This is a genomic window from Nostoc parmelioides FACHB-3921, from assembly GCF_014696625.1.
GTDB classification, from domain to species: Bacteria; Cyanobacteriota; Cyanobacteriia; order Cyanobacteriales; family Nostocaceae; genus Trichormus; species Trichormus parmelioides.
The window spans coordinates 18784-41838 of sequence record NZ_JACJQL010000042.1 but is presented as its reverse complement, the minus strand read 5'-3'; the positions used below and the strand labels follow the sequence as shown (position 1 = coordinate 41838).

Sequence of the window (23055 nt, the reverse complement as noted above, 5' to 3'; positions counted from 1 at the left end):
GACCACTGACAACTGACTAATGACAAATCCCCAATCAAAAACTTTATGAAATATTCTCTATTAGCTAACGCTCCTCAAGCTCGTCAAACAAAACAACAGTTTGCTAGACCAGAAGACCAACTATCTTATGAACTGGGTAAGGCGGTTAAAGAATTACCGCCACTTTATACTAGATTATTAGCAGGAACCATTAGTTTAGTAGTATTCGGGACGATCGCCTGGGCTGCTCTCTCAGAAATAGATGAAGTAGCCGTTGCACAAGGGGAATTAATCGCTTCCTCCCAGGTCAGACCTGTAACATCCCTTGGTGATGGCACAATCAAAGCCATTAAAGTGAAAGAAGGCGATCGCGTCACTAAAGACCAAGTTTTAATTCAACGCGACCCAGACCTCAAACAAACTGATGTCACCAGACTAGCCCAATCAACTAAACTGATTCAACAAGATATCCAGCGTTTGCAAGCAGAACGCATGGGTGGACAAAGCACTGGTACACCAATCCAAGATGAACTTTTAAAATCTCGCCTCCGCGACTACCAAGCACGCCAAGCCGCAGCCGAAGCCGAAGCCAGCCGTCAGCGATCGCTCATTGACCAAGCCAGAGTTCGTCTCATTCGGTTACAAGATAATTTAGTCAATGCTAGAACTAGTGTTGCTAATGCCAAAACGAACCTGTTTAATGCTAAAAGCATCAGCAGCAAAGTAGAAGAAAACCTGGAAATTGCTCAAAGTAGAGAGAAAAACTTACGCACTTTGATAACTCCTGGGGCTGTTCCGCGAGTTGATTACCTAGAAGCCAGAGAAAGATTAACTCGCGCCCAAACAGATATCACTAGATCCCAAGATGAAGTCATCAACGCCCAAAATCGCTTAACAGAGGCTGAAGATAAAGTTACTTCTTTAGAAAAAGATATTTCTGCACAAGAACAAGAAATTCGCCAAGCCGAACAAGCCTATCAAGCGGCTCGTAATCAAGCACAACGGGTAGTATCAGAGCGCCAAAGTGAAATCCTGACCGAAATGAACAAGCGCAAAGAAGAACTAACCAACGTTGCTGGACAATTAGAGCAAGCCAAAAAACAAACAGACGGTGAAACTATCAAAGCTCCTGTTGCTGGCACAATTTATAAAATCAAAGCCACCAAAGGGCCAGTACAATCAGGCGAGGAGTTATTATCAATCTTGCCCGAAGGCGAAGAGATGCTCTTAGAAGTGAAAGTTCTCAACCGTGATATTGGATTTATTCGCAAAGGAATGAGAGCTAAAGTAAAAATGGCAACTTTCCCCTTCCAAGAATTCGGCACAATTGAGGGTGAAGTTGCACAAGTCAGTCCTAACGCCACCGTAGACAAAGAATTAGGCTTAGTTTTCCCCACCAGAATTAAATTAAATCAGCACTTTGTCAGCGTTCGCGGTCAAAATGTGACATTTACACCAGGAATGGCTGCAAGTGGTGAAATTGTCACTCGGAAAAAGTCAATTTTGACCTTCATTATGGAACCAGTAACCCGCCGATTCAGTGAAGCGTTTTCTGTCAGGTAAGCTGTGTTATACCGCAGGCGCAACTTATCTATTAAAGAGCGATCGCCTAATGAAGATCATTTTAGGCGATCGCTTTTATCTTTCATCAACTCTCTCATCTCTTCTCCCAGGCTACGATGTACACACATCTTTTGGCTGGGTGCAAAATGTGGTTCGATCCCCCTAAATCCCCCTTAAAAAGGGGGACTTTAAGAAGTTTCCCCCCTTTTTAAGGGGGGTTAGGGGGGATCAAAACGTTATAAGGCAAAGTCGATCAAACTTGTGTGTACACCGTAGCCTACAAAGAGAAAAGCTTTGATTCTTACTCCCCTTCCCTGCAAGGGAAGGGGCTGGGGGTTAGGTCTGTATTTGACTCAACTGCAAACCACCATCAAACACTCGCCCACGAATATCAACCACTCGCCCACGAATATCAAACACTCACTCACGAGTATCAAACACTCACCCACGAATATCAACCACTCACCCACGAGTATCAAACACTCGCCCATGAGTATCAAACACTCACCCACGAGTATCAAACACTCACCCACGAGTATCAAACACTCACCCACGAGTATCAAACACTCGCCCACGAGTATCAAACACTCGCCCACGAGTATCAAACACTCGCCCACGAGTATCAAACACTCGCCCACGAGTATCAAACACTCATCCGTCTTATGGCAACCTTTACGTAAATATTGGTAGAATCTGAAAAAGCATCAGCATTCTTATGCGCTACCGTATATTTACTAATTTATTATTAATTTCATCTCTAACTACGACACCCCAGCTTGTATTTGCTCAAAACACAATTGAACAGCTATTTAAACAAGGCGAAGCAGCAGAAACATTATGGAATAACTCCCAAGCCGAGATAATTTGGCGGCAAGTTCTGCAACTTGAACCCAATAATGGCAAAGCTCATAACAATTTAGGTAATGCCTTGCGGCGACAGGGAAAATTAGAGGAAGCCTTAGCAGCACACCAGAAAGCCTTACAACTCAATCCTAGTGATGCAGAAGCTTATGTTGGTATAGGTAATGTGCTAAATGCTCAAGGGAAACCAGAGGAGGCGATCGCACAGCACAAGAAAGCGTTGCAAATTAACCCTAACTTAGCGATCGCTTACAATGGTCTCGGCAATGTCCTGAGTGACAAGAAGAAATTAGACCAAGCAGTTACCGCTTACCAAAAAGCCATCGAACTTGACCCTAAATTTGCCATTGCCTACTACAATCTCGGCAACGCCCTATACGACCAACAGAAAATAGAACAAGCAGTTGTCGCCTACCAAAAAGCCATCGAACTCAACCCTAAATATGCCACTGCTTACAACAATCTCGGCAACGCCCTATACGACCAACAGAAAATAGAACAAGCAGTTGTCGCCTACCAAAAAGCCATCGAACTCAACCCTAAATATGCCATTGTTTACAACAATCTCGGCAACGCCCTATACGACCAACAGAAAATAGAACAAGCAGTTGCCGCCTACCAAAAAGCCATCGAACTCAACCCTAAATATGCCATTGCTTACAACAATCTCGGCAACGCCCTATACGACCAACAGAAAATAGAACAAGCAGTTGTCGCCTACCAAAAAGCCATCGAACTCAACCCTAAATATGCCATTGCTTACAACAATCTCGGCAACGCCCTATACGACCAACAGAAAATAGAACAAGCAGTTGCCGCCTACAAAAAAGCCATCGAACTCAACCCTAAATATGCCATTGCCTACTACAATCTCGGCAACGCCCTATACGACCAACAGAAAATAGAACAAGCAGTTGCCGCCTACCAAAAAGCCATCGAACTCAACCCTAAATATGCCATCGCCTACTACAATCTCGGCAATGCCCTGAGAGGCCAGAAGAAATTAGACCAAGCAGTTGCCGCCTACCAAAAAGCCATCGAACTTGACCCTAAATATGCTGGTGCTTACAACAATCTCGGTGTTGCCCTGAGTGACCAGCAGAAATTAGACCAAGCAGTTGCCGCCTACCAAAAAGCCATCGAACTCAACCCTAAATATGCCATCGCCTACTACAATCTCGGTAATGCCCTGAGAGGCCAGAAGAAATTAGACCAAGCAGTTGCCGCCTACCAAAAAGCCCTAACATTACCAGACACTCCTGGCCCACCAGCTAGCGATTATACTCTTGCTTACAATGGTCTGGGTCTGGCATTCCAACAACAAGGGAAGCTTCAAAAAGCCATAGAACATTTTGACAAGTCAGAAGGAATTGACCCCGATTTTGTCTATGCCAGTAACAACAATAGAGAAGCACGGCGATTATGGACTGAACAACAAAATAAACTAGCCAGGGTAGAAAGCGATCAGCAATGGTTGCCCAAAAATGACCCAACTTTACCCATTAAGCGTGCTGTGGTACTCATCACTGCGGAGTTTTCAAACAGCGAACGTCAGGGAACAGAGATTGGTACTGGTGTAGTCATTCACCGAGAAGCCAATCGCACATTAATCCTCACCAATCGTCATGTAATTTTTGATGGCAGAGAACAGGGTAAAAATATACAGGTAGAATTTTTCAGTTCCCCACCATCAGACCGTGTGCGAATGCGGCGAGATGCCAAACTATTCAAAATGACTAATAAAGATGGACTTGATCTAGCCGTTTTAGAAATTAGCGGTAAGCTGCCAGAAGATATCCAACCTCTACCCATCTCTGCAACCCCCATCACCCCCGTCATGCCCATTCAAATTATCGGTCATTCTGCTAAACGAGGTGAAGATAAATCATGGTCTAGAGAAAAAGGAAAAATTAGCAGCAATAAAAACCAAGAACTAGAAATATCAACAGTACTCCAACCTGGTTACTCCGGCAGTCCTGTACTTGATTCCCAAAATCGGCTTGTAGGCATCGTCTATGCCCGTCAAAAAGGTGAAACGCGAAATTTCGCCTACCCCATATCCGAAGTTAAAAAACTCCTATCCACCTGGAATATTAATTTAAACCAACCATGAATTATAAAATTATTCTTGCCAAAGCCATGTCTAACTTTCTCTCAAACCCTTCCCCCAAACACTTCCCTTGTCAGGAAGGGACACAAAAATCAAAGCCTCTCTCCTGGCAGGGGAGAGGTTTGGAGAGGGGTTTTCAAAGTCAGCTATACATCATATTTGTATTTGCCAGCCTATTCATCCTCAGCTTTAACCATCTCCCTGCTGCTGCTTCCTGCCCAACCGGAAATTCCCGTTCTACCGAATATATTCGCCGCAACCCACCCAACCGTTGCGAAGGTATCAAACGCGAACTCCTAAGCGGTAATAGTTTGAGCCTAATTTCCATCGCTACCCGCAACCTCACCCGCTTCGACAAAACCCTAACATTACAAGTTCCCCGCATCACCGGCGGTAACAATCCCCAAGTCACAGTGAAATCATTGGGCGATACTTATCACTATCAATTAGATGACTTACTATTGTCTAACAATGGCGCAAATTTCCGCTTTAGCTGGGATACCTACGTCCTCAGAGAAGCAAAAATCCCAGCCAACAAACTCCGCGCCGTAGCAACCTATAGCCTTGGTTCTCAAAATGTTTATGTTCCCGTCGTTTTAGGGCAAACTTCCGGTAATTATGAATTTGTCTTTTATTCCCAGGATAGAGTCAGGTTTACCAGCGTTAAAATCATCTCCCCAGACAAAAAAACCATCCACAACCAATCCCGCCCCAACGCCGATAGCGGTGAAATCATCTTCACCTGGGATGGACGCAACGCCCCACCCGGACGCTATGAACTACACTATGTTGCTAATATAGAACGCAGAAATGAACCAAGCGATAGAATTGAACGACGAATTGTATTTGAACATAATCCCAATTGGTTGAAATAAAACATGGCATCTAGGCAAAAAGCCAGACACAAATCCCCCCATTTCATCAACGCCATCCTAAAAATTATTAGTAAAATTGACCTCACTAAATTAGTGGGTTTTCTTCGTAACCATACTCAAAAGATTCGCCCATACTTACAAAAACTTAAACCCTATCTACCTAAGAGTAAATCTTTTATTCTTGGGTTACTCCTGCTTTCAGCTTTTAGCTTTGTTACCCTAGCCGCCATTTTACCAGGAACACACATATTTGAAGGCAATCTCATTTTTCAAGAAATGAGTTTTACCTATAATGGTGAGCTACCTAAATTATTTATCGGCAATATTAAATATATTAAAGAACTAGAAAATCAAGGCATTCAAACACTAACTTTTACAGGTAATTTTCAAAGTCAATCCTTACCGCAACTGAATCAATTAAACTCCTTACAAATCCAGCTTACAGACAGAGAAAGTAAATTAATTATTACCCCAGCCAACGCCGATGTAACCAGCGAAATCACCCTAGAGGAACTGCGAATCCAACCCCAAACCAAAGTAACTGGACTCAATTACGACTTTTATCGTCAGCAACTAGCTTTTTCTCTACTACCTAATTCTCAAATAAATCAAACCAGTTCCAATACATTAAAAATATATTTAGGTGGACAACCAATCAAAGTTATCTTAGAAGGTTATAAAATACCTAGTTTAAATTTACCCAAACAACAAGACGAAACAACACAATTAGAGTTTATTGTCAACCCAAATAATAAAGAATTCCAGCTAGAACTTAAACAAAATACCAACGTTTACATTACCCTATCCCAGCCTCCAAAACCTGAATCAGAACAGTGGTTTAGGGGGAAAATAGCCACTAAAGATGTGAGATTTATTCGTGTAGATAGAAATGGCGGCGACCTCAGAGACGAGTTAGAAGTTTCCACCATTATCGAAGGTAAAATCCGCATGGCCGAACAAGAAAAAGAAATTAAAGATGATCAGTTTCTCATGGGAGAAAACCCCAATCAGCCACTCAATATTCAACTAATCCGCAATTTACAAATAATTCCCGAAAAAAAGGGCATAGAAGCCCGTTTTTCTGGTACAACTAAACAAATTCAAATCGGGCTAGATAAAGATTTTCCTGTTTCCAGAATCCGAGGTAGTTGGTTAGATGGCGTTTTACCCCGCGATGCCATTATTGCTCTGTTTTCCTTTGGTGCAGCTACAATTGCTAATCTACTTCCCTGGTTATTTAGTAATACTTCCAAATCAGATGCAGACAATCAATAGCAACCAACCAGAAATAAACACAAAAAAGGAGTCGAATTCGACTCCTTTTTTTATAGTAAGAGTATTTAAGCAATTGATGCCTGATGGCTTAATTACTTGATTGTTACCTTACCGCCGGCTTCTTCAATCCGCTTCTTAGCATCTTCAGCAGCATCTTTAGCGATCGCTTCCTTAACTGCTTTAGGTGCAGCTTCTACTAAGTCTTTAGCTTCTTTCAAGCCTAGACCAGTGATTTCGCGGACAATCTTCAGAACTGCAATCTTCTTATCAGCAGGAACGGATTCGAGAACAACATCAAACTCGGTTTGCTCTTCTACTGGTTCAGCAGCAGCAGCAGCACCAGGAGCAGCCATCATCATCATTCCACCAGCTGGAGCAGCAGCACTTACGCCAAAAGCTTCTTCAATTTGCTTAACTAACTCAGCAGCTTCTAACAAAGACAGAGATTTCAATTGTTCTAAAATTTGATCGGTTGCAGCAGACATTGATATAACTCCCGTAATGTTGATTTAGTTATTTGTTCGTTGTCAGTTGTTCGTTGTCAGTTGTCATTTTTATTAACTGCTAACAACAGCTAACTACTAATTAGGCAGCGCTATCATCGCCGCCATTTTCTTTGTCAGCGACAGCTTGCAAAGCGCGCGCCAAGCCACCAGGAACTTCGTTGATACCCACAGCAATCTTGGTAGCCAAAGCGTTGATAGCTCCAGCAATTTGACCCATGAGTTGTTCCTTGGATGGCAAGTCTCCTAAAGCTTTGACATCTGGTTCTTTGAGCAAGCGCCCTTCCATTACGCCACCGCGAAGTTCTGTCTTCTTGGTAACTTTTTGGAACTCTTGGTATGCTTTAATCGCAGAAGAAAAATCTTCTTTAACTAGCAAAAATGCTGAAGAACCTTTGAGCAATTCCGACAAAGGCTGCCATTTTTCATCATCTTGAATGGCAATACCCATCAAAGTATTTTTAGTTACTTTGCAGACAGTACCACTAGGACGTAGGCGTTTCCGTAAGTCGGTAATTTCAGCAACTGTCAGCCCTTGGTATTCAATTACCAGTGCCAAAGTAGACTCACCCAAAGTTTCTTTGAGGTCAGCTACGATTTCCTTTTTGTTTTCTAACGTTCTACCCATGTCGGTTTCACCTCCTCAAAATAATCGTCGATTTCTCTTTTGATGATTTTTTCTGACCAGGGTACAACAATAAACCCCGACTATCTCAGCCGGGGTTTAGTCTCAAGACTCTGATTACTAAAGCGACGCATTATTTTTCACGTCACATTGAGTAAGAGAGCTTTTACCTCGGCAGGGTATTTAAGCTGTTAGCACCTGCTGTCTCCGGCTTTGCATATTTAGTTTTGGTTATTAGTCGTTGGTAATAGTATTGTATCCATTACCTATTACCCATCACCCATGACCTCGATTATGCAGCTTCAGTCAGTTTATAATCTCTCAGAGCGTTAATATCGACTCTAATAGATGGCCCCATTGTGGCAGATACATAAAATGTGCGCCAGTAGCGACCTTTGGCTCCCGAAGGACGGTTACGGTCAATCGTCTCTTGCAACGCCTTCAGGTTTACCAACAAATCTTCTGGCGAGAAGGATGCCTTACCAAACATAACATGAACAATGCCTGTACGGTCAGCCCGGAATTCTAGTTTACCTGCTTTGAATTCAGCGATCGCACTTGCTATGTCAAATGTCACCGTACCACCTTTTGGCGAAGGCATTAAACCACGAGGGCCTAACATCTTACCAAGTTTTGCTACCTGTGGCATGACATCTGGTGTGGCAATCAACTTGTCAAAATCCATGCGGCCTTTTTGGATTTCGTCAATTAGTTCTTCGGAACCAAATACATCAGCACCAGCGTTGGAGGCTTCTGTAACTTTTTCCCCACGAGCGATTACGGCTACTCGCACAATTTGCCCTGTACCTTTGGGTAGTGCAACTGTAGTCCGTAATTGTTGGTCTGTATATTTTGGATCAATACCTAAGCGGATATGCGCTTCCGCAGCTTCGGCAAATTTTGCTGTAGCTGTCTCTTTCAACAAGCTTAGAGCATCTAAAGGCCCGTATTCTCTATCTTCAACTTTTGCTTGCAACTCCCGCAAGCGCCGTGATATTTTCTTTGTCATTGTTATCTCCTGGGGTCGGTTACGAAGCTTGGCTTCTCCCCCGATAAATTTTAGTTATGAGTGGTAAGTTTTGAGTAATCAGTGCTAATCACTATACCCATCACTATTAACTCGGAATTTTCAACTAATCGGTGACTGTAACACCCATATTTTTGGCGGTTCCTGCCACAATCTTCATTGCCGCATCTATGTCGTTGGCGTTGAGGTCAGGCAGTTTAGTTTGAGCAATTTCCCGCAGTTGTGCTGTGGTAATTGAGCCAACTTTCTTTTTATTCGGTTCGTTGGAACCTCTTTCAATTTTCGCTGCTTTACGGATTAATACAGATGCTGGTGGAGTTTTGAGTACAAATGTGAAACTCCGGTCTTCATAAACCGATATTTCTACAGGAATCACCATACCAGCTTGGTCGGCTGTTTTGGCGTTGTACTCTTTGCAGAACATCATGATATTAACACCATGTTGACCCAAGGCGGGGCCAACTGGGGGTGCTGGGTTGGCTTTTCCAGCATTCAGGGCCAACTTAATGACCGCTACTACTTTCTTCGCCATTTTTTATTTAGCTCTGTTTTTCTACCTGATTAAATTCCAGTTCTACTGGTGTGTCTCGCCCGAAGATCGATAGCAAGGCTTTTAGTTTACTCCGTTCTGGACTAACTTCAATCACCTCACCTTCAAAGTCCTTGAATGGGCCAGAAAGCACAATTATCTTATCACCACTAGCCATGTCAATTTTGACAATTGGCTCTTGTTCTGTGGTTTGTTTAAAGATACGTTCTACTTCTGAGTGGCTTAGGGGTAGTGGTTTAACGTGACCGCGACCTTTGCCTGTACCACGTTTTTGTTCTGCTCCCACAAAGTTAATTACATGGGATGTATTACGTACCACCTGCCAGGTATCATCATCCATCACCATCCGCACTAACACATAGCCAGGAAATACTTTCTCTTCTGTGTGTTGACGGCTGCCATCCTTACGGATTTTGACTGCTGGTGTGTGGGGAATTTCTACCTGGACAATTTTTTCCGCCACATCAAAAGTTTGAATGCGCTGCTCTAAATTTGTTTTTACCCGCTTTTCGCAGCCTGAGGCTACTTGTACTGCATACCAGCGTGCTTCTGTAAGTGCTGTTTCTGCTGTTTCCTCTGACTGCAACGCCGAGTTTGTTGGTTCGTCTGTCGCAGAAGTCATCAGAATACCTGCTTTGCTACCCAAGCAAACAATCCATCGACTAAGTAGATTAAGGAAGCGGAGAGTGTCACCATAAGCAACACGGCTGCTGATTCACTTATTAGTTGCTTGCGACTGGGCCAAACTACTTTCTCTAATTCTTCTTTTGTTCCTTGGAAGAAGTTGGTAAAGTTAAACCCACCAGAAGTCTCTGCGATTTCTGCTTCATTTTTTTTGGCCACGGTCGTTTATCCCCCGTCTTTACTCAATACAGCTATAACTCTGCTAATTTTCATCCAGGTTGACAGCTTCAATTCCATCAAAATTAACTGGAAGCAAAAAAGCTGCAAGTATAAAACAACTACACCCGAAATCAATAGCACTTCCTGCTATTTTAGCAGTTGTACCACTGGTTCGGGCTGTGTTTTTTACTTTCGAGCGCGCCCTGGAGGACTTGAACCCCCGACATCAGGTTTTGGAGACCTGCGTTCTACCAACTGAACTAAGAGCGCACAAGCTGGCTTGATTTTAGTTTGTGTCAAACTTTTTTAGTTTAACGTAACTAGATTACCATCCTACCATAGTTTTGTCGAGTTAACTAGCGGCAGATGCCGCCGATTAATTGAGATTTCTCCCATACCCTGAACAAAAATTATAGAGAACGGTCGAACCGTTGCTTGATGCGGGTAGCTTTACCTACGCGACCACGCAGATAATAAAGTTTAGCACGTCTTACTTTACCACGGCGTAGTACTTTGATGTTGTCAATCCGGGGGGAGTGCAGCAGGAATACCCGTTCTACACCAACGCCTTGGAAGACGCGGCGGACGGTAATTGTTTCGTTAATACCACCGTTGCGTCTGGCGATGACAACGCCTTCATAGGGCTGCACACGATATTTATCACCTTCTTTAATCTTCACACCGACTCTGACGGTATCACCGATGTAAATTTCGGGCAGGTTAGATTTTAGTTGTTCCGCTTCTATGGAGCGGATAATTTCTTGAGCGCTCATGGTCTGTTTGTTTAAAAAACTCACGATCATCTATCATAAATCGATCGCTATGTTTCAGTCCACTGATTTTGACTTAATCAACATCGTTATCTTAAGTTAAAGTACAATCTGACGCTCAACACCAGTAGAGAATCTTTAACTAATTTGCGACAGTCGGATTATGGGTATTGTGATTGGGCGATCGCTTGTCTCTATCCCACAGTTAATTGTCCCAACTGGTCTGCTAAGTAAGTCACCATCATCCGCTTCATATCAGCAATCATGTCGTTAATATCTCCACCGGCGTTTTTAATCTCTTTTTCTTGCTGGATTAAATAGCTCATACCTTTGTAAAGGGCTTTTGTCACCCGTGCAATTTGCCAACCCTGAGTAGGATGGAGATGAGGGCAAACTCTCAGTAGTAAATCATAGATGGTTGCTAGTATTTCTTGATCGACTCGTTTGGCTCCTTCAGCTAGGATACCTTCCCCTTCTTGACCGGCGTTTAAATGTCTAAAAGCGGGATGCTGGCGCTCAAAGGCAATCATGGGGTCAATTACTCGATCAACCATCGCTACAAAATCTAGACCTGAGACATCCTGCTGTAAAGCCGCTATTGTATTCCTGCTTAATTGCTGCATATATCGCTCCCCTAAGGCCGTGAGGATGGACTCCTTATTGGAGAAGTACTGATATACTGACCCAATTGAAATATTGGCGCGATCGGCTAAGGCATTGGTATTGATAGCTTCAGTCCCTCCCTCTGCTAGTAAATCGGCAGCCGTATCAAGGATTAAATCACGCCTTTGCCGCCCGCGATCGCCTGAGGGTTTGCGTCGGCTTTTCTGAAGATTATCATCTTTTAAAACTGATGATTTCACTTGTTCATTACCTGGGGATTGACGATGTGAGTCTTTGCTCATATACTGCAAGATATGATGTGAGTAATAACTCACACTAGCAATGTTCAGACTGGGTTTACAAGCTATAAGATCAACAGGAATAAAGATCATGAGCGGCAAAATAGCTTTTGTGACTGGAGCAACAGGTCTGCTGGGTAGTAATCTTTGCCGAGCGCTTGTATCCCAGGGATGGCAAGTAAAAGGTTTGGTTCGTTCTCTTGATAAAGCCAAACGTTTCCTGGGAGATAGTGGCATTGAATTTATTCAGGGTGATATTGAAGATGTACCTGCCTTTACTCAGGCATTAAAGGGAGTAGATGTGGTGTTTCACACGGCAGCTTTTTTCCGGGAGTATTACCAACCGGGTAGTGACTGGCAGAAGATGAAGCGTATTAATGTAGATGCCACGATGGAACTTCTGCAAGCAGCAGAGACCCAGGGGGTAGCAAAGGTGGCGTTTACCTCATCCAGTGGGGTAATCCAAACTGATCCACATCAGGCAGCCACGGAAACCGCACCTTACAATAAATTTGCGGAACAGAATCTCTATTTCAAAACAAAGGTTTTGGCAGAACAGGAAATTTACCGCTTTCTCAACACCAGCCAAATAGACGTAGTGATGATTCTACCTGGTTGGATGATGGGGCCTGGAGATGCTGCACCAACTTCTGCGGGTCAACTGGTGTTAGACCTATTGGCGGGTAAACTGCCTGGGATAATTAATGGTGGTGCTGCATTGACTGATGTACGGGATGTGGCGGCGGTTATGGTAAAAGCTGCCGAAAAAGGTGAAAGAGGTGGGCGTTACATCGTAGCGGGGCCACTAACAACCATGAAAGATATTGCCTTAGAACTGGAAGCGATTTCCGGGGTCAAAGCACCTAGAATAGAAATTCCTGATGGGATAGCGATCGCGATCGCTTGGTTTTTGGAAAAGTTAACAGGTGTGACCGGCGGAGTAAATCCCATGCCATTAGCTGGTATCCAGACTTTATTGGAAAAAGCCAAGTTAAGTTCAGCCAAAGCCGAACGAGATTTGGGCGCAACTTTCCGCCCCTTGAGAGATACGTTGAAAGATACGGTGGCATGGTACAAATCTCAAGGCTATTTTTGAGATGTGGCTAAAATATTTTGTCTAGCGGTGCATACCCATCAGTAGAGTTTTCATGGGAGTAGTGACGGAACCACGCCATTTTCGTACTTGCGATCGCCACTTTTTCAACTTAAAATCGCTATAACGATTCATCATGAATATTTGCTGTTGTAAGGTGGAAGATTCCAGCCAGCGCCAATAAGCAGGAACAGCAATTTCTGTCATAAAATTTTGCCACCGTTGCGTTAAGTATGCCACACTACTCTCTTGAGCGCGTAGATTACCATTCGTCACAATAGCCTGCCGGAGTTCTACATCATCTTTCAACTGCTTCAGGTTAGTAATCACTTCTTCTACAGAACCTACTTCCAGATAGTCTAGTTCGCTGCGGCGCTCATTACGAAATGCAGAGTCTTGACCCAGAATCGCCGGCACACCAGCGTGCCAAGCGTTGTATAGTTTTAATGCAGGTTTCCACGCATAATCGGAAGCATGACCAAACTTTCTGACCGCAATAATCACATCGACTGCACTGAAGTCATTCCAGCGATCGCGTTGTGTTCTGTCTAGAATCTGCCATGATAAACCTAATTTCTCAAGTTGCTGGGCAAAAGCAGCATCCTGTAGTTCTGGTGCCAAATTACGTAGTTCCCCAAAGAAAGCTGCCGTTTCAAAGCGATCGCCACGTGCTGTGTCCCGTGGAATCAATCCTGGTTGCGGCCAATGGGGCATATAATATCGATAACCTTGGATATCCACTTGAGGAGCAGTTTCTTTAATATTTCCTACTACATGGATCTGTGCATAAGGATGTGGGTTTTGCTCTGATTTGAGACACACAAACAAAACTTTTGCACCGGGTTTAAATTCTTCTGGTACGGAACGCCGATACGCGATGAGAATACCTTCATCAGGAATTTTACTGACTAATTCACAAGGAAATCCTGCGTGCTTAAGACGTAAATAAGTTTGCACTGTCCAGCCATACACAGTAGGGGTAACTACCCCACCAAACTCTTTCCAGTACACATCGGGATTCGTGGGCATGGTGGCACGCCAATCTCCGTCTGGGATGTAAAAGTAAATGGGGGGTAATTGGCTTGGATTCATCATATCTTTAGATAGAAGCAAGTTATTTCGTCGGGCTGCCGCATGAACGATTGCTTCCGATCAGCTTATCAAAGAAAGGTGGAGCAAATTTAAAGTTGTCATGATGAAAAAACATCCCTATGTAAAAATGTCCACTTTTCTAAGTATCTAGAGCTTATGTAGTTACCCCTACCAATAATCATGGATCAGGCTTTGGTAAACCTTTTCTTCCACATCCGCCACCAAATAAACACTGGCTTACTCCAAGCTCCACTCAATAAATCATGGAGTAAGGTGTAAAAGCAGGGGATGATAAATAGTGTGAGTAATGTTGCTAAGGATAAACCGGAAAACACTACTACGCCTAATGGTTGTAGAAATTCTGAGCCTTCACCGATTCCTAATGCTAGGGGAAACATCCCCAAGACAGTAGTAATGGTGGTCATTAATATGGGACGTAAGCGCTGGGGTGCAGCTTGCAAAATAGCGGTGCGGCGGTCAACTTTGTCGCGATCGCGGATTTGATTTGCCAATTCCACCATGATGATGGCGTTATTGACGACAATACCTACTAGTAGAACTGCACCGACGATGACGGTTGCACCAATTGCAGTATTGGTAATGTAAAGTCCAAAAATCCCGCCGGCTAGTGCTAGGGGAATGGTAAACATAATTACTAGCGGGTCAATGAGGGAATTGTACTGCACTGCCATGACGACGAAAACGAGAAAGCTAGCTAATCCGCCTAATAGTTGCAGTGAACTTTGTAGTTGCCGATTGGATTCTGCGGCGGCGCTTGGTAAAACGCTTACGCCTTCTGGTAATTCTAGGTTACTAATGACGTTATTTACCTGTTCGATGGCGCGACTTAGACTAGCTCCTTCAGTTAAATTCCCGGCAAATATGATAACTTGGCGTTGGTTAATACGCTGAATCTCTCCTGGCGCTTGGGCTTCGACGATTCTGGCGACATCACTGAGGCGAACTTGACGATTGTTACCAACAAATAAAGGTAGTCTTTCTAATTGAGAACCTGTTTGCACTGCTGACTCATTTAACTGTACTCGCACATCTACCAAGCGGTTGCCCCGTTGCAGTTGTGTGGGTACGCTGCCTTCTAGGGCAGTCTGAATTGTGTCTCCGATATCTCTGGTTGTTAATCCCAGTGCAGAAACTCTTTCCCAGTCGGGCAAGATTTGAATTTCTGGTTGTCGTTCATCAGCATCGGGACGAAATCTCACTTGGGTGGCTTGTTCTTCTAAGGCTGCTAGTACCTGACGGCTGGCTTGTTGTAATGTGTCTGCATTAGTACCCTGGAGAATCACATCAACGTCGGCATTGCGTACAGGGGAGTTATTGGTAATTAAACCCCGTACTTGACCAGGAGCCAAGCGTAAACGAATACCTGCTAAATTTAGTTTATTTAATTCTTGGGTAACTCGTTCGACATAAGTATCTACATCTGTGCCTGGTTTGAGGGTGATGGTGCTGGTACCTCGTAAGGGGTTAGCATTGGTATTAGTGCCAAATAAAGCACCACCAGCAGTGGTGAAAGTATATTCTGTTTCTGGCTGTTGCCGAATAATTTCATCCACCGCGCTCATGACTTTGCTATTAGTCTCTAAAGGCGTGCCGGGTGGGAACTGAGCGAATAAGCTGGCTTGTCCTGTACTGATACGGGGGAGGATTTGTTGGGGAATTTGGGGAGCCATCCATAAACTACCACCACCAAACAGGAGAATAGCGATCGCTACTGTGACTAATCGCCAGCGTAATATACCAGCTAAAAATCTACCATATCCTCGCGTAGCTGCTTCAAAACGCGCATTGAATTTCCGTAATGGCCAAAAGTTGCTCAAGCCACTGGAAAATTTCCAGCCTAATAAACGAGAAGCAAGCATTGGCACAACTGTTACAGCAATGACGATGGAAGCGGCAACAGAAAAGGTGATGGTGAGAATTAGTTCGTTAAATAATAAGGCTATAAAACCACCAATAAGTAGAAACGGCAACACTGCCACTAAGTTGGTACTCGTAGAAGCAATTAGAGCGGATTCAACTTCTTGGCTGCTGGTTTCTGCTTGAGCAATTAGTTGCTTGTGACTGAGCCTGCTTTTACTATCTTTACCAGGAGTCATGCCCACGCCTTCGGCAATGCTCTCCAACATGACGATGGAGTTATCTACGACTATACCCACACCCAAGGCTAAACCACCTAAACTAAAGACGTTGATGGATAAACCAAATAACCCCATCAAGATGATGGCGGCTAGGGTGGCTAGAGGGATGGCGATAACGATGATAAAGGTCTGTCGTAAGGAACCAAGGAAGAGAAGGACGGCGATCGCCGCTAATGCTGTTCCTATCAATCCAGAACTGGTAACATTGGAGATAGAGTTACGGATAAATCTCGATTCATCTAAGGTAGGTGTAATCACGGTACCTTCGGGAACTACGCTAGATTGTCGCAGTTCTTCTAAACGTTTTTTTACAGCATCAACAACATTAATAGTGTTAGCATCTGGTTGCTTTTGAACACTGACTTTGACTGCCGGCTCACCGTTGAGTGAGACATATATCCGTTGTTGTTCTGAACCATCTATAATTTGGGCAAAGTCCCGGAGATAAACGCGGCGGTTGTTAATGGTTGATGGTTGACTGTTGACTGTTGACTGTTGACTGGGATTTGAGGAAGCAGTTGAGGAGACTTCAAAGGACAAATTTCTGAGTTCGTCGGCGCTTTGAAAGCGTCCAACAGTACGGGTTAAAGGTTCGGAATTTTGTCCTAAAATCCGACCACCAGAAATATCAACGTTGCGGTTTCTGAGTTCATCTAGAACATCATTTAAACCTACACCCAAAGCTTGCAAGCGATCTAAATCAATATTAACTCTAACTTCTTCTTGCACTCCGCCCGATACGTCTACCCCAGCTACTCCAGGAACAACACCCAATTCGCGGGCTAGTTCTTCTTCTGCAAACACTCGTAAATCTAGCCCTTCTAAGGAGGGGGATGTTAAGGCGAATTCATATACTGGTAACTGGGAAGGATCGATTTTGAACAGACGCGGTTCTTCAATTGTGTCTGGTAAGCCGTTTCTCGCTCTGTTGAAAGCCGCAGTAGCATCATTGAGAGCTTGGTCAATATTACCTCCTGGTTGAAAGAACAAATCCAAACTGACTTGTCCCTCACGAGTTTGAGAAAAAATCTGTACCACACCTTCTGTTGCCGAGAAGGCTTCTTCCAAAGGTCTAGTCACTTCATCAATTGCTACCTCCGGGGAAACTCCAGGTGCTTCTATGCGTACACCAATGCGGGGATAGGTAATTGAGGGTAATAAATCTACAGGCAACTTGATAATGAAAAATACACCCAGCACCATAACTGCTAAGGTGAGCATAAGTGTACCGATATGTTGGCGAATTGATACGGTACTAATACTAAATCCGCCACTTTTATTTACTTGCTGCATGAGTCGCTGCGCTCCAATTCAAAATTCGTCTTGGAAAGTTTGCTCAACGGGGGGAACCCCTGCACCGCAACTTTCCGCAAAATTAAAAATTCCCAACCTAAATCTTTACTTTGAATTTTTAATTCCTCGCAGGGTTTCGCTCTGAAAGAATTGAAAGACGTACATTTTCCCCATCTTTTAAGGGTCTACCACTACGTGCGACGTACTGCTCTCCAGGTTGTAAGCCAGATAAAATTTCTACTTTGCCATCAGCACTTTTTCCTAAAGTGACTGTACGGGCTGTGACAGTTGGCTTGCCTTGGCTATCTGTAACTACGTACAGTGTGCCGTTTTGATTTTGTGATTGTCTTGGGGTTGTTGGGGAGGATTCCTGGTTTCTGCCTTCCCTTTGAATGGCTGTTTGTGACACTACCACTCGTTCTGGAGTCTGACTGGCAAAATTAACTCTTGCTAGCAATCCACTACCGATGTTGCCTTGACTGTTAGGAATTACTACTTCTACTGGTATTAAACGAGCTGTAGCATCGGCGGTGGGGGAAATGCGGGCGACTCTACCGATAATTGTTTGGTCGGGGAAAGCATCTAAGCGTACTTGTACAGATTGTCCGACTTGAATTTGTCCTAGTTCTAATTCGGAGACTTGTACTACAACTTTAATTCGGCTCAGGTCAGCAATTTTTAAAACTTCTCCTCCAGCTTGTAAAAGATTACCAGGCTCTGTGACCCTCTCGGTGATAACGCCGTTAAGGGGCGATGTGAGGCGAGTATATGAGCGACGTTCTTTTGTTTGGGCAACTACGGCTTTTTGGGCAAATACTCTACCTTTGGCAGCAGCAACGGCTTGTTCTTCGGTTCGCACTTGCTCAGTAGCTGCACGGAGTGCTTGAGTAGCTGTTTTTGCTTCTGTGCGTGCTTGCTCGGCGGCTTGCTCTGATATAGCGCCTTCTTTAAATAATCTCTCTTGACGTTGGGCATCTGCCTCAGCTTGTACCACTTCGAGTCTTGCTCTTTCCACTTGGGCGCGGGCATTACTGACCTGGGTTGTGGCTCTAGCTACTTCTGATTCCAAAGCTGCGAGTTCGGCTTCTGCTTGCTTGAGGTCGGTGGATAATATGATGTCATCCAGTTGTCCGACGTTCTGCCCTCGTTTAACTGTGTCACCTACATCTAAGTTCAAAGCTAAGAGTCTGGCTTCTACCTGCGATCGCAGTGATATTGTCCGGAATGGTGTGGTAGTACCTGTATACTCTGGTTGTGTCTCTAGTCTTTCTCTACGGGCGATCGCCACATCTACAGGCGCTAACCCGCCTCTTTCTCCGCCTCTACGTTGCTGAGATTGGGCTTCGGCTGTTTCCTTGGGTAGGGAACCACAACTTGCTGTTAGCACACCAATACTCAACAAACAAGCAGCAAATAAGGCGTGTTTTGCACATTGCCAGCCAGGAAATATCTGTCTGTGGGTAGAAATTCCGCTACTAAATTGTAATTTCGTTTTGATTAACTGGCTTGTCGCTGGGTAAGTTTGCTGTTTCATGATTTTTGCTGTGGATTTTGGTTGAAAATCATTTATGGTTTGTTTCCTTGTTTGTGAAAGTTTTGACAATAACAGCCTGTTTTACCTAGCAATCATGTATATGTGGTGCTAGCTGAAAAATAATATTGAGAATAGACCAAGTTTTTCCCAGAACTTTTTGTGTCAAACGTTGCTACTTTTACGAGATAAAGTCAAAACAAATTTCGCTACTACTCTATTTACGCAATTGCAGGATTGTGTTTGATATTTGATTTGGCTATGTAAGGTGTATTAATTTTTTATGTTGGCATGAAAAGTATTCTAGTTAGGGAACTTGAAGAAACTAAAATTAGTCCTTAGCTTTTTTCCCTAAAAATCATCAAGTGCAAATATTTAGCTTTACTAAATATACACAAATATTAGCAATAATACTAGCAATGTCATAGGCAATTCTGGAAGATTTCGAGAATATATTAACTTTTCTGAACAGAAATTGCTTTTAGCTACGATATATTATATAGGCAAAATCAGTTATTTATGCCATTTAGGTGAGGACAATCACGAGTGAAATCACTGTCAAAACTTGCACGCACAGTTGATGAATCCCAAATCATCGAGTTTTTTCGAGAGTCAGTTGGTGAGTGGCGTTCACAAAGGCGTTATTACACTCTCCCTGATGGAGAAACCAAGGAGATGGTGAGTATGATTACTATCCGATTTTTGGAACAAGGTTGCGATGAATTACAAAAACTGGCTCAGATACATAAGTTAGCTGAGTCAGTTTTTTTGATCTGTGGTGCAGAGGTTACATGGTGCAGTACAGATGTTCTCAAGAATAGGAGTGAGTCTGAAGGTTCCACACTATTTGGTGCTTTAGGAAACATCTTGTACCGCGATCGCGGTTTTGCCACTTCTAAACCAGTTACAGCCCAGTATAATTTTCCTAACCCCAAAACCCTATGTTTGCGAACCGAATACAATGGTTCAGTATTTGAGGAAGAATTAAAGTTAATAGGTAACAAATATCGCACCAGACAAACTATTATTTCTCGTGCTGGTGAGCAATTAATGATAGGTCAATATATAGAAAAGAGAATAGTTCAGTAGTGATTAGTCAATGGTTATTCTTCTATTGCTTTGGACTAATGACTCCTGAAATTAACGTGAGTTCGATGAATTTAAAAAACCCCTCTCCAAACCTCTCCCCTGCAAGGAGAGAGGCTTCAAAATCCTAATTTTTCCCTGAGCTTTCAGGATATTTAAGCCCCTCTCCGCGTCGGAGAGGGGTTTGGGGAGAGGTCATCGAACTCACGTTAAACTATTATTCCCCTTCCCCTACAAGGGAAGGGGTTGGTGGTTATGTTCTAGAGAAAGTTGCACAAGGCGTTAGTTAGCCATGACCAAAGAAATTTGACTTAGCGTCTGCGCTTTACTCTCAGGATGGTAGTTGAAACAACTGCACCTAAAGCAAGCATAGTTCCGGGTTCAGGGACTGTTTCTATATCAAAAGAGTAGATGGTAGTTGTTCCACTGATTTCATTGGCGGTAATTAACAAAGGCTTCTGATTGGGACTATCGGTAGCTGAGATAAATAGTAAGCCTTCTGGCCCTGAGTCTCCGGCTGCTGGGTTTGTCGTTCCACCTGGACTTTGTAGCGGAACTGTAAAATCACGATTGTTAGCATAGTCTACAAAAACGGGTTTGGCTGGATTAGTAATGTCATATACCATCACGCCTCCTACCCGTTCCAAGCCAACAAAGGCGTAAAAGCGACCATTAATTTTGGCAATCTTTACGTCTTCTGGTTCCGGCCCCTTGTCATCACTACGGGTATCAAAACTATTCTCAGTATTATTAGAGTTGAAAAACGCTGGTAGACGTTGGGCAATAATTTGTTCAAATTGGTCGCCACTATCAAACACTAACTTGAGCTTACCAGTAGCCTGATCCGATTCCCAGATGGAGAAAGAGCGCGCACCATAGGAGTAAATCTTTTCAAACGAACCATTTTTGTTTTCATCGCCTAAAGCCGTGGTGACATTGAGGCGACCTAAATTAGCATTGTTTTTTAAAACATTAGCATTAGGAAATGCTGTAGGGTCAAGGACATACTGATTATTACCCAGGCGCACTTGTTCCCCAAAACCATCGTAATCCCGTGCGTCGCCTTCGTTAGCGGTGACAATATAAGTTTTGCCATTAACGGTATAGGAAGCTATACCATCGGGTTGATACATTCCCAATACAGGCCAATTGGCAATATTAATGGCATTGTCGCGATCGCTAGCATCAAAACCATTACCTGGCAGGCTATGATCCTTAAAGCCTAAGGGGCTGATATTAATAATCTCATTCTTAATTAGGTCTAAGGTGGCGATCGCATTATTTTCTTGCAACGATATCCAAGCCTTAGTAGAATCAGGGGAAACAGTTATATACTCTGGTTCTAAATCTTGAGCAACTGTAGCGTTAGGGCCAAAAATTCTCACTCCATCTGCCCGTAACTGATTGATTTGACTATTGAACTGACTAAAACCAGCATTGACGACACTGAAGTCAGCTATATCAATAATACTAATTGAGCCTTCGGGGTCAACTGTATAGTTGGTATTCGGCTCACCTTCATTGGCTACTAAGACACGTTTGCCATCTGGCGTAAAAGTGAGCATATCTGGTAATGCTCCAACATTAACGGAATTGATTAAGTTGCCATTAACATCAAAAAATACAGCCTTACCAGGATTTTGGGGCGTAAAATCTTCAACAGCTGCGGCCAGTAAGCCATTCTTAAAAGCGACGCTATTAACCCCTCTACCATAGTTTTGAATCCCGATATTAAACAGGAATGAGGGTTTAGTCGGATCACTAATACTGATGACATCAATACTACTAGTTCCGCCATTAATTACGAATAGCCGTTGACTTACAGGGTCGTAAGCTGGAATTTCTGCGCCACCCTGCTCAAATAGACCTGTACTATAAGTACCTATCGGTTTGAGAGTAGTTGCCTCTGCTGGAGCCAATATTGCTCCTAAAAGAATAAAAGATGGAGCTATTATGGCGATAAGCTTTTGGATAGTCATGGTTTCGATATAATAACTGATGCCTGATTTGTTGATTTCGTACCGCAAATTCGTAGCATGAAAACTTCCCCACAAGCCTAAAATTAGGGCTGGCGGAGTTTGATGGCTCATTACTGAGTAGACTAAATTAGTCGGAAGTTTTCAGAGGAAATTCAGTAAATTGTCAGTTACAGATACATCGGAAAATTTATTAGTCTAAGGTTAAGGCAAATATAAATTTAGGTTAACTAAAGATTAATTACCGTATTTTTACGTATTCTTTATTTAAATCAAGGAAAACTTATCATAACCGTTATCTTTCTCTGCCAACATTTTCAGATGGGCGAGAATTATCAGTCTCTCTCCCAAGCAGTTATGGCCTACACACAAAATGCACTGACGCACCTTACCAAACGATCAATTTCGGATAATTCATTTTCTGGTGTTCCCATAGACCTTAGTCTGAGAGAAGAGGGCAGGATTGCAGACAAATTAACTAAATAACACCAAGGTTAGTCAATCCCAACACGGCAGCAACGCCAATAATATGACCAAAACTCATAGCCGCCAAAAATGTGGGAACGCTGGGATTATTGAAAATTGAAGGGAAAGGCAAAGGCATCTTTGGCCCCACATGAGGGTAGCGAATTGACCTGCCAGCAATTAAAAGTACTAATAGACAACTAGCGATGATAATAGGTGTGCCATTCCAGTTCCAGGTTGTACCTGTGTTGGGTACGGTGGCTTGAGCTGCTAGTAGGATTGATGAGAGCATAGTTCTTTCTCCTGCATGAATAAATTGATTTAGCTGATTAGTTAACAGCAACATCAATACTCCGCTTGGTGAAGCCGCAGAATCCTCTCTCAGAAGAAAGGTTCAACTCTCCTTCTTAAGTTGGGGTAATGATGCAAAAGCTAACTGCACCCAAATGGCAAGTTTCATCGCTGGAGAAAGAACGG

21 protein-coding genes, 1 tRNA gene and 1 other annotated feature are annotated in these 23055 nt (G+C 43.4%); of the genes, 8 read left to right on the top strand and 14 right to left on the bottom strand.

Annotated elements, in window-relative coordinates; all coding sequences use genetic code 11:
* Window positions 1–45: 45 nt before the first annotated feature.
* From H6G14_RS22555 to H6G14_RS22530, 6 genes are all read left to right on the top strand, one after another.
* Complete coding sequence (locus H6G14_RS22555; RefSeq protein ID WP_190569815.1) at window positions 46–1542, top strand: beta-barrel domain-containing protein; 1497 nt, start codon at window positions 46–48, stop codon at window positions 1540–1542.
* A complete protein-coding gene (locus H6G14_RS22550; protein ID WP_190569814.1) occupies window positions 1520–1708 on the top strand; it encodes a hypothetical protein in 189 nt (62 codons plus the stop codon). Before H6G14_RS22555 ends, H6G14_RS22550 begins: the two co-directional genes overlap by 23 nt.
* Window positions 1709–1805: 97 nt before the next feature.
* Complete coding sequence (locus H6G14_RS22545; protein ID WP_190569813.1) at window positions 1806–2222, top strand: hypothetical protein; 417 nt, start codon at window positions 1806–1808, stop codon at window positions 2220–2222.
* A gap of 35 nt (window positions 2223–2257) precedes the next feature.
* Complete coding sequence (locus tag H6G14_RS22540) at window positions 2258–4516, top strand: serine protease (protein ID WP_190569811.1); 2259 nt, start codon at window positions 2258–2260, stop codon at window positions 4514–4516.
* Window positions 4513–5388: a hypothetical protein gene (locus H6G14_RS22535; protein ID WP_242053509.1), complete on the top strand. Its 876-nt coding sequence runs from the start codon at window positions 4513–4515 to the stop codon at window positions 5386–5388. Before H6G14_RS22540 ends, H6G14_RS22535 begins: the two co-directional genes overlap by 4 nt.
* Before the next feature lie 3 nt (window positions 5389–5391).
* Window positions 5392–6663 carry a hypothetical protein gene (locus tag H6G14_RS22530; protein ID WP_190569809.1) on the top strand — a complete coding sequence of 424 codons (1272 nt, stop codon included), beginning with the start codon at window positions 5392–5394 and terminating at the stop codon, window positions 6661–6663.
* A gap of 92 nt (window positions 6664–6755) precedes the next feature.
* Here H6G14_RS22530 and rplL read toward each other — a convergent pair whose 3' ends face one another.
* The 9 genes from rplL to H6G14_RS22485 form a co-directional block, all read right to left on the bottom strand.
* Window positions 6756–7148 (bottom strand): 50S ribosomal protein L7/L12, encoded by a 393-nt coding sequence (gene rplL, locus H6G14_RS22525; RefSeq protein WP_190569807.1) that lies wholly within the window; start codon window positions 7146–7148, stop codon window positions 6756–6758.
* 100 nt (window positions 7149–7248) lie between these two features.
* Window positions 7249–7794, bottom strand: a complete 546-nt coding sequence (gene rplJ, locus H6G14_RS22520) for a 50S ribosomal protein L10 (RefSeq protein WP_010999426.1) — start codon at window positions 7792–7794, stop codon at window positions 7249–7251.
* 59 nt (window positions 7795–7853) lie between these two features.
* Window positions 7854–8020: a sequence feature (ribosomal protein L10 leader region), on the bottom strand.
* 63 nt (window positions 8021–8083) lie between these two features.
* Window positions 8084–8800, bottom strand: coding sequence for a 50S ribosomal protein L1 (rplA, locus tag H6G14_RS22515; protein ID WP_190569805.1), 717 nt, complete (start codon window positions 8798–8800; stop codon window positions 8084–8086).
* A gap of 124 nt (window positions 8801–8924) precedes the next feature.
* Window positions 8925–9350 (bottom strand): 50S ribosomal protein L11, encoded by a 426-nt coding sequence (gene rplK, locus H6G14_RS22510; RefSeq protein ID WP_190569803.1) that lies wholly within the window; start codon window positions 9348–9350, stop codon window positions 8925–8927.
* A gap of 7 nt (window positions 9351–9357) precedes the next feature.
* On the bottom strand, window positions 9358–9990 hold the full coding sequence (gene nusG / locus H6G14_RS22505; RefSeq protein ID WP_011319321.1) for a transcription termination/antitermination protein NusG: 633 nt from the start codon (window positions 9988–9990) through the stop codon (window positions 9358–9360).
* On the bottom strand, window positions 9990–10211 hold the full coding sequence (secE, locus tag H6G14_RS22500; protein WP_010999422.1) for a preprotein translocase subunit SecE: 222 nt from the start codon (window positions 10209–10211) through the stop codon (window positions 9990–9992). The genes nusG and secE overlap by 1 nt, the downstream gene beginning before the upstream one ends.
* 197 nt (window positions 10212–10408) lie before the next feature.
* Window positions 10409–10481, bottom strand: a tRNA-Trp gene (locus tag H6G14_RS22495).
* Window positions 10482–10621: 140 nt separating this feature from the next.
* Entirely contained in the window at window positions 10622–10984 is a 363-nt protein-coding gene (gene rplS / locus H6G14_RS22490) for a 50S ribosomal protein L19 (RefSeq protein WP_041456214.1), read from the bottom strand.
* 191 nt (window positions 10985–11175) lie between these two features.
* Window positions 11176–11886: a TetR/AcrR family transcriptional regulator gene (locus H6G14_RS22485; protein WP_190569801.1), complete on the bottom strand. Its 711-nt coding sequence runs from the start codon at window positions 11884–11886 to the stop codon at window positions 11176–11178.
* Window positions 11887–11974: 88 nt separating this feature from the next.
* Between H6G14_RS22485 and H6G14_RS22480 the strand changes: the two genes are divergently transcribed.
* A complete protein-coding gene (locus H6G14_RS22480) occupies window positions 11975–12979 on the top strand; it encodes an SDR family oxidoreductase (RefSeq protein WP_190569799.1) in 1005 nt (334 codons plus the stop codon).
* 21 nt (window positions 12980–13000) lie between these two features.
* Here H6G14_RS22480 and H6G14_RS22475 read toward each other — a convergent pair whose 3' ends face one another.
* From H6G14_RS22475 to H6G14_RS22465, 3 genes are all read right to left on the bottom strand, one after another.
* On the bottom strand, window positions 13001–14071 hold the full coding sequence (locus tag H6G14_RS22475) for a hypothetical protein (protein ID WP_190569797.1): 1071 nt from the start codon (window positions 14069–14071) through the stop codon (window positions 13001–13003).
* A gap of 182 nt (window positions 14072–14253) precedes the next feature.
* The gene (locus tag H6G14_RS22470) at window positions 14254–17520 is read right to left on the bottom strand and encodes an efflux RND transporter permease subunit (protein ID WP_190569796.1); all 3267 of its coding nucleotides are present in this window, start codon (window positions 17518–17520) and stop codon (window positions 14254–14256) included.
* A gap of 118 nt (window positions 17521–17638) precedes the next feature.
* Window positions 17639–19054: an efflux RND transporter periplasmic adaptor subunit gene (locus tag H6G14_RS22465; RefSeq protein ID WP_190569795.1), complete on the bottom strand. Its 1416-nt coding sequence runs from the start codon at window positions 19052–19054 to the stop codon at window positions 17639–17641.
* A gap of 543 nt (window positions 19055–19597) precedes the next feature.
* Between H6G14_RS22465 and H6G14_RS22460 the strand changes: the two genes are divergently transcribed.
* Window positions 19598–20140, top strand: coding sequence for a phycobiliprotein lyase (locus H6G14_RS22460; RefSeq protein ID WP_190569793.1), 543 nt, complete (start codon window positions 19598–19600; stop codon window positions 20138–20140).
* Window positions 20141–20448: 308 nt separating this feature from the next.
* On the opposite strand, the gene H6G14_RS22455 is transcribed toward H6G14_RS22460, so the two are convergent.
* The gene (locus H6G14_RS22455) at window positions 20449–22227 is read right to left on the bottom strand and encodes a choice-of-anchor I family protein (RefSeq protein ID WP_242053508.1); all 1779 of its coding nucleotides are present in this window, start codon (window positions 22225–22227) and stop codon (window positions 20449–20451) included.
* Window positions 22228–22591: 364 nt separating this feature from the next.
* Window positions 22592–22870, bottom strand: coding sequence for a photosystem I reaction center subunit PsaK (gene psaK / locus H6G14_RS22450; protein ID WP_190569791.1), 279 nt, complete (start codon window positions 22868–22870; stop codon window positions 22592–22594).
* Between the last annotated feature and the right edge of the window lie 185 nt (window positions 22871–23055).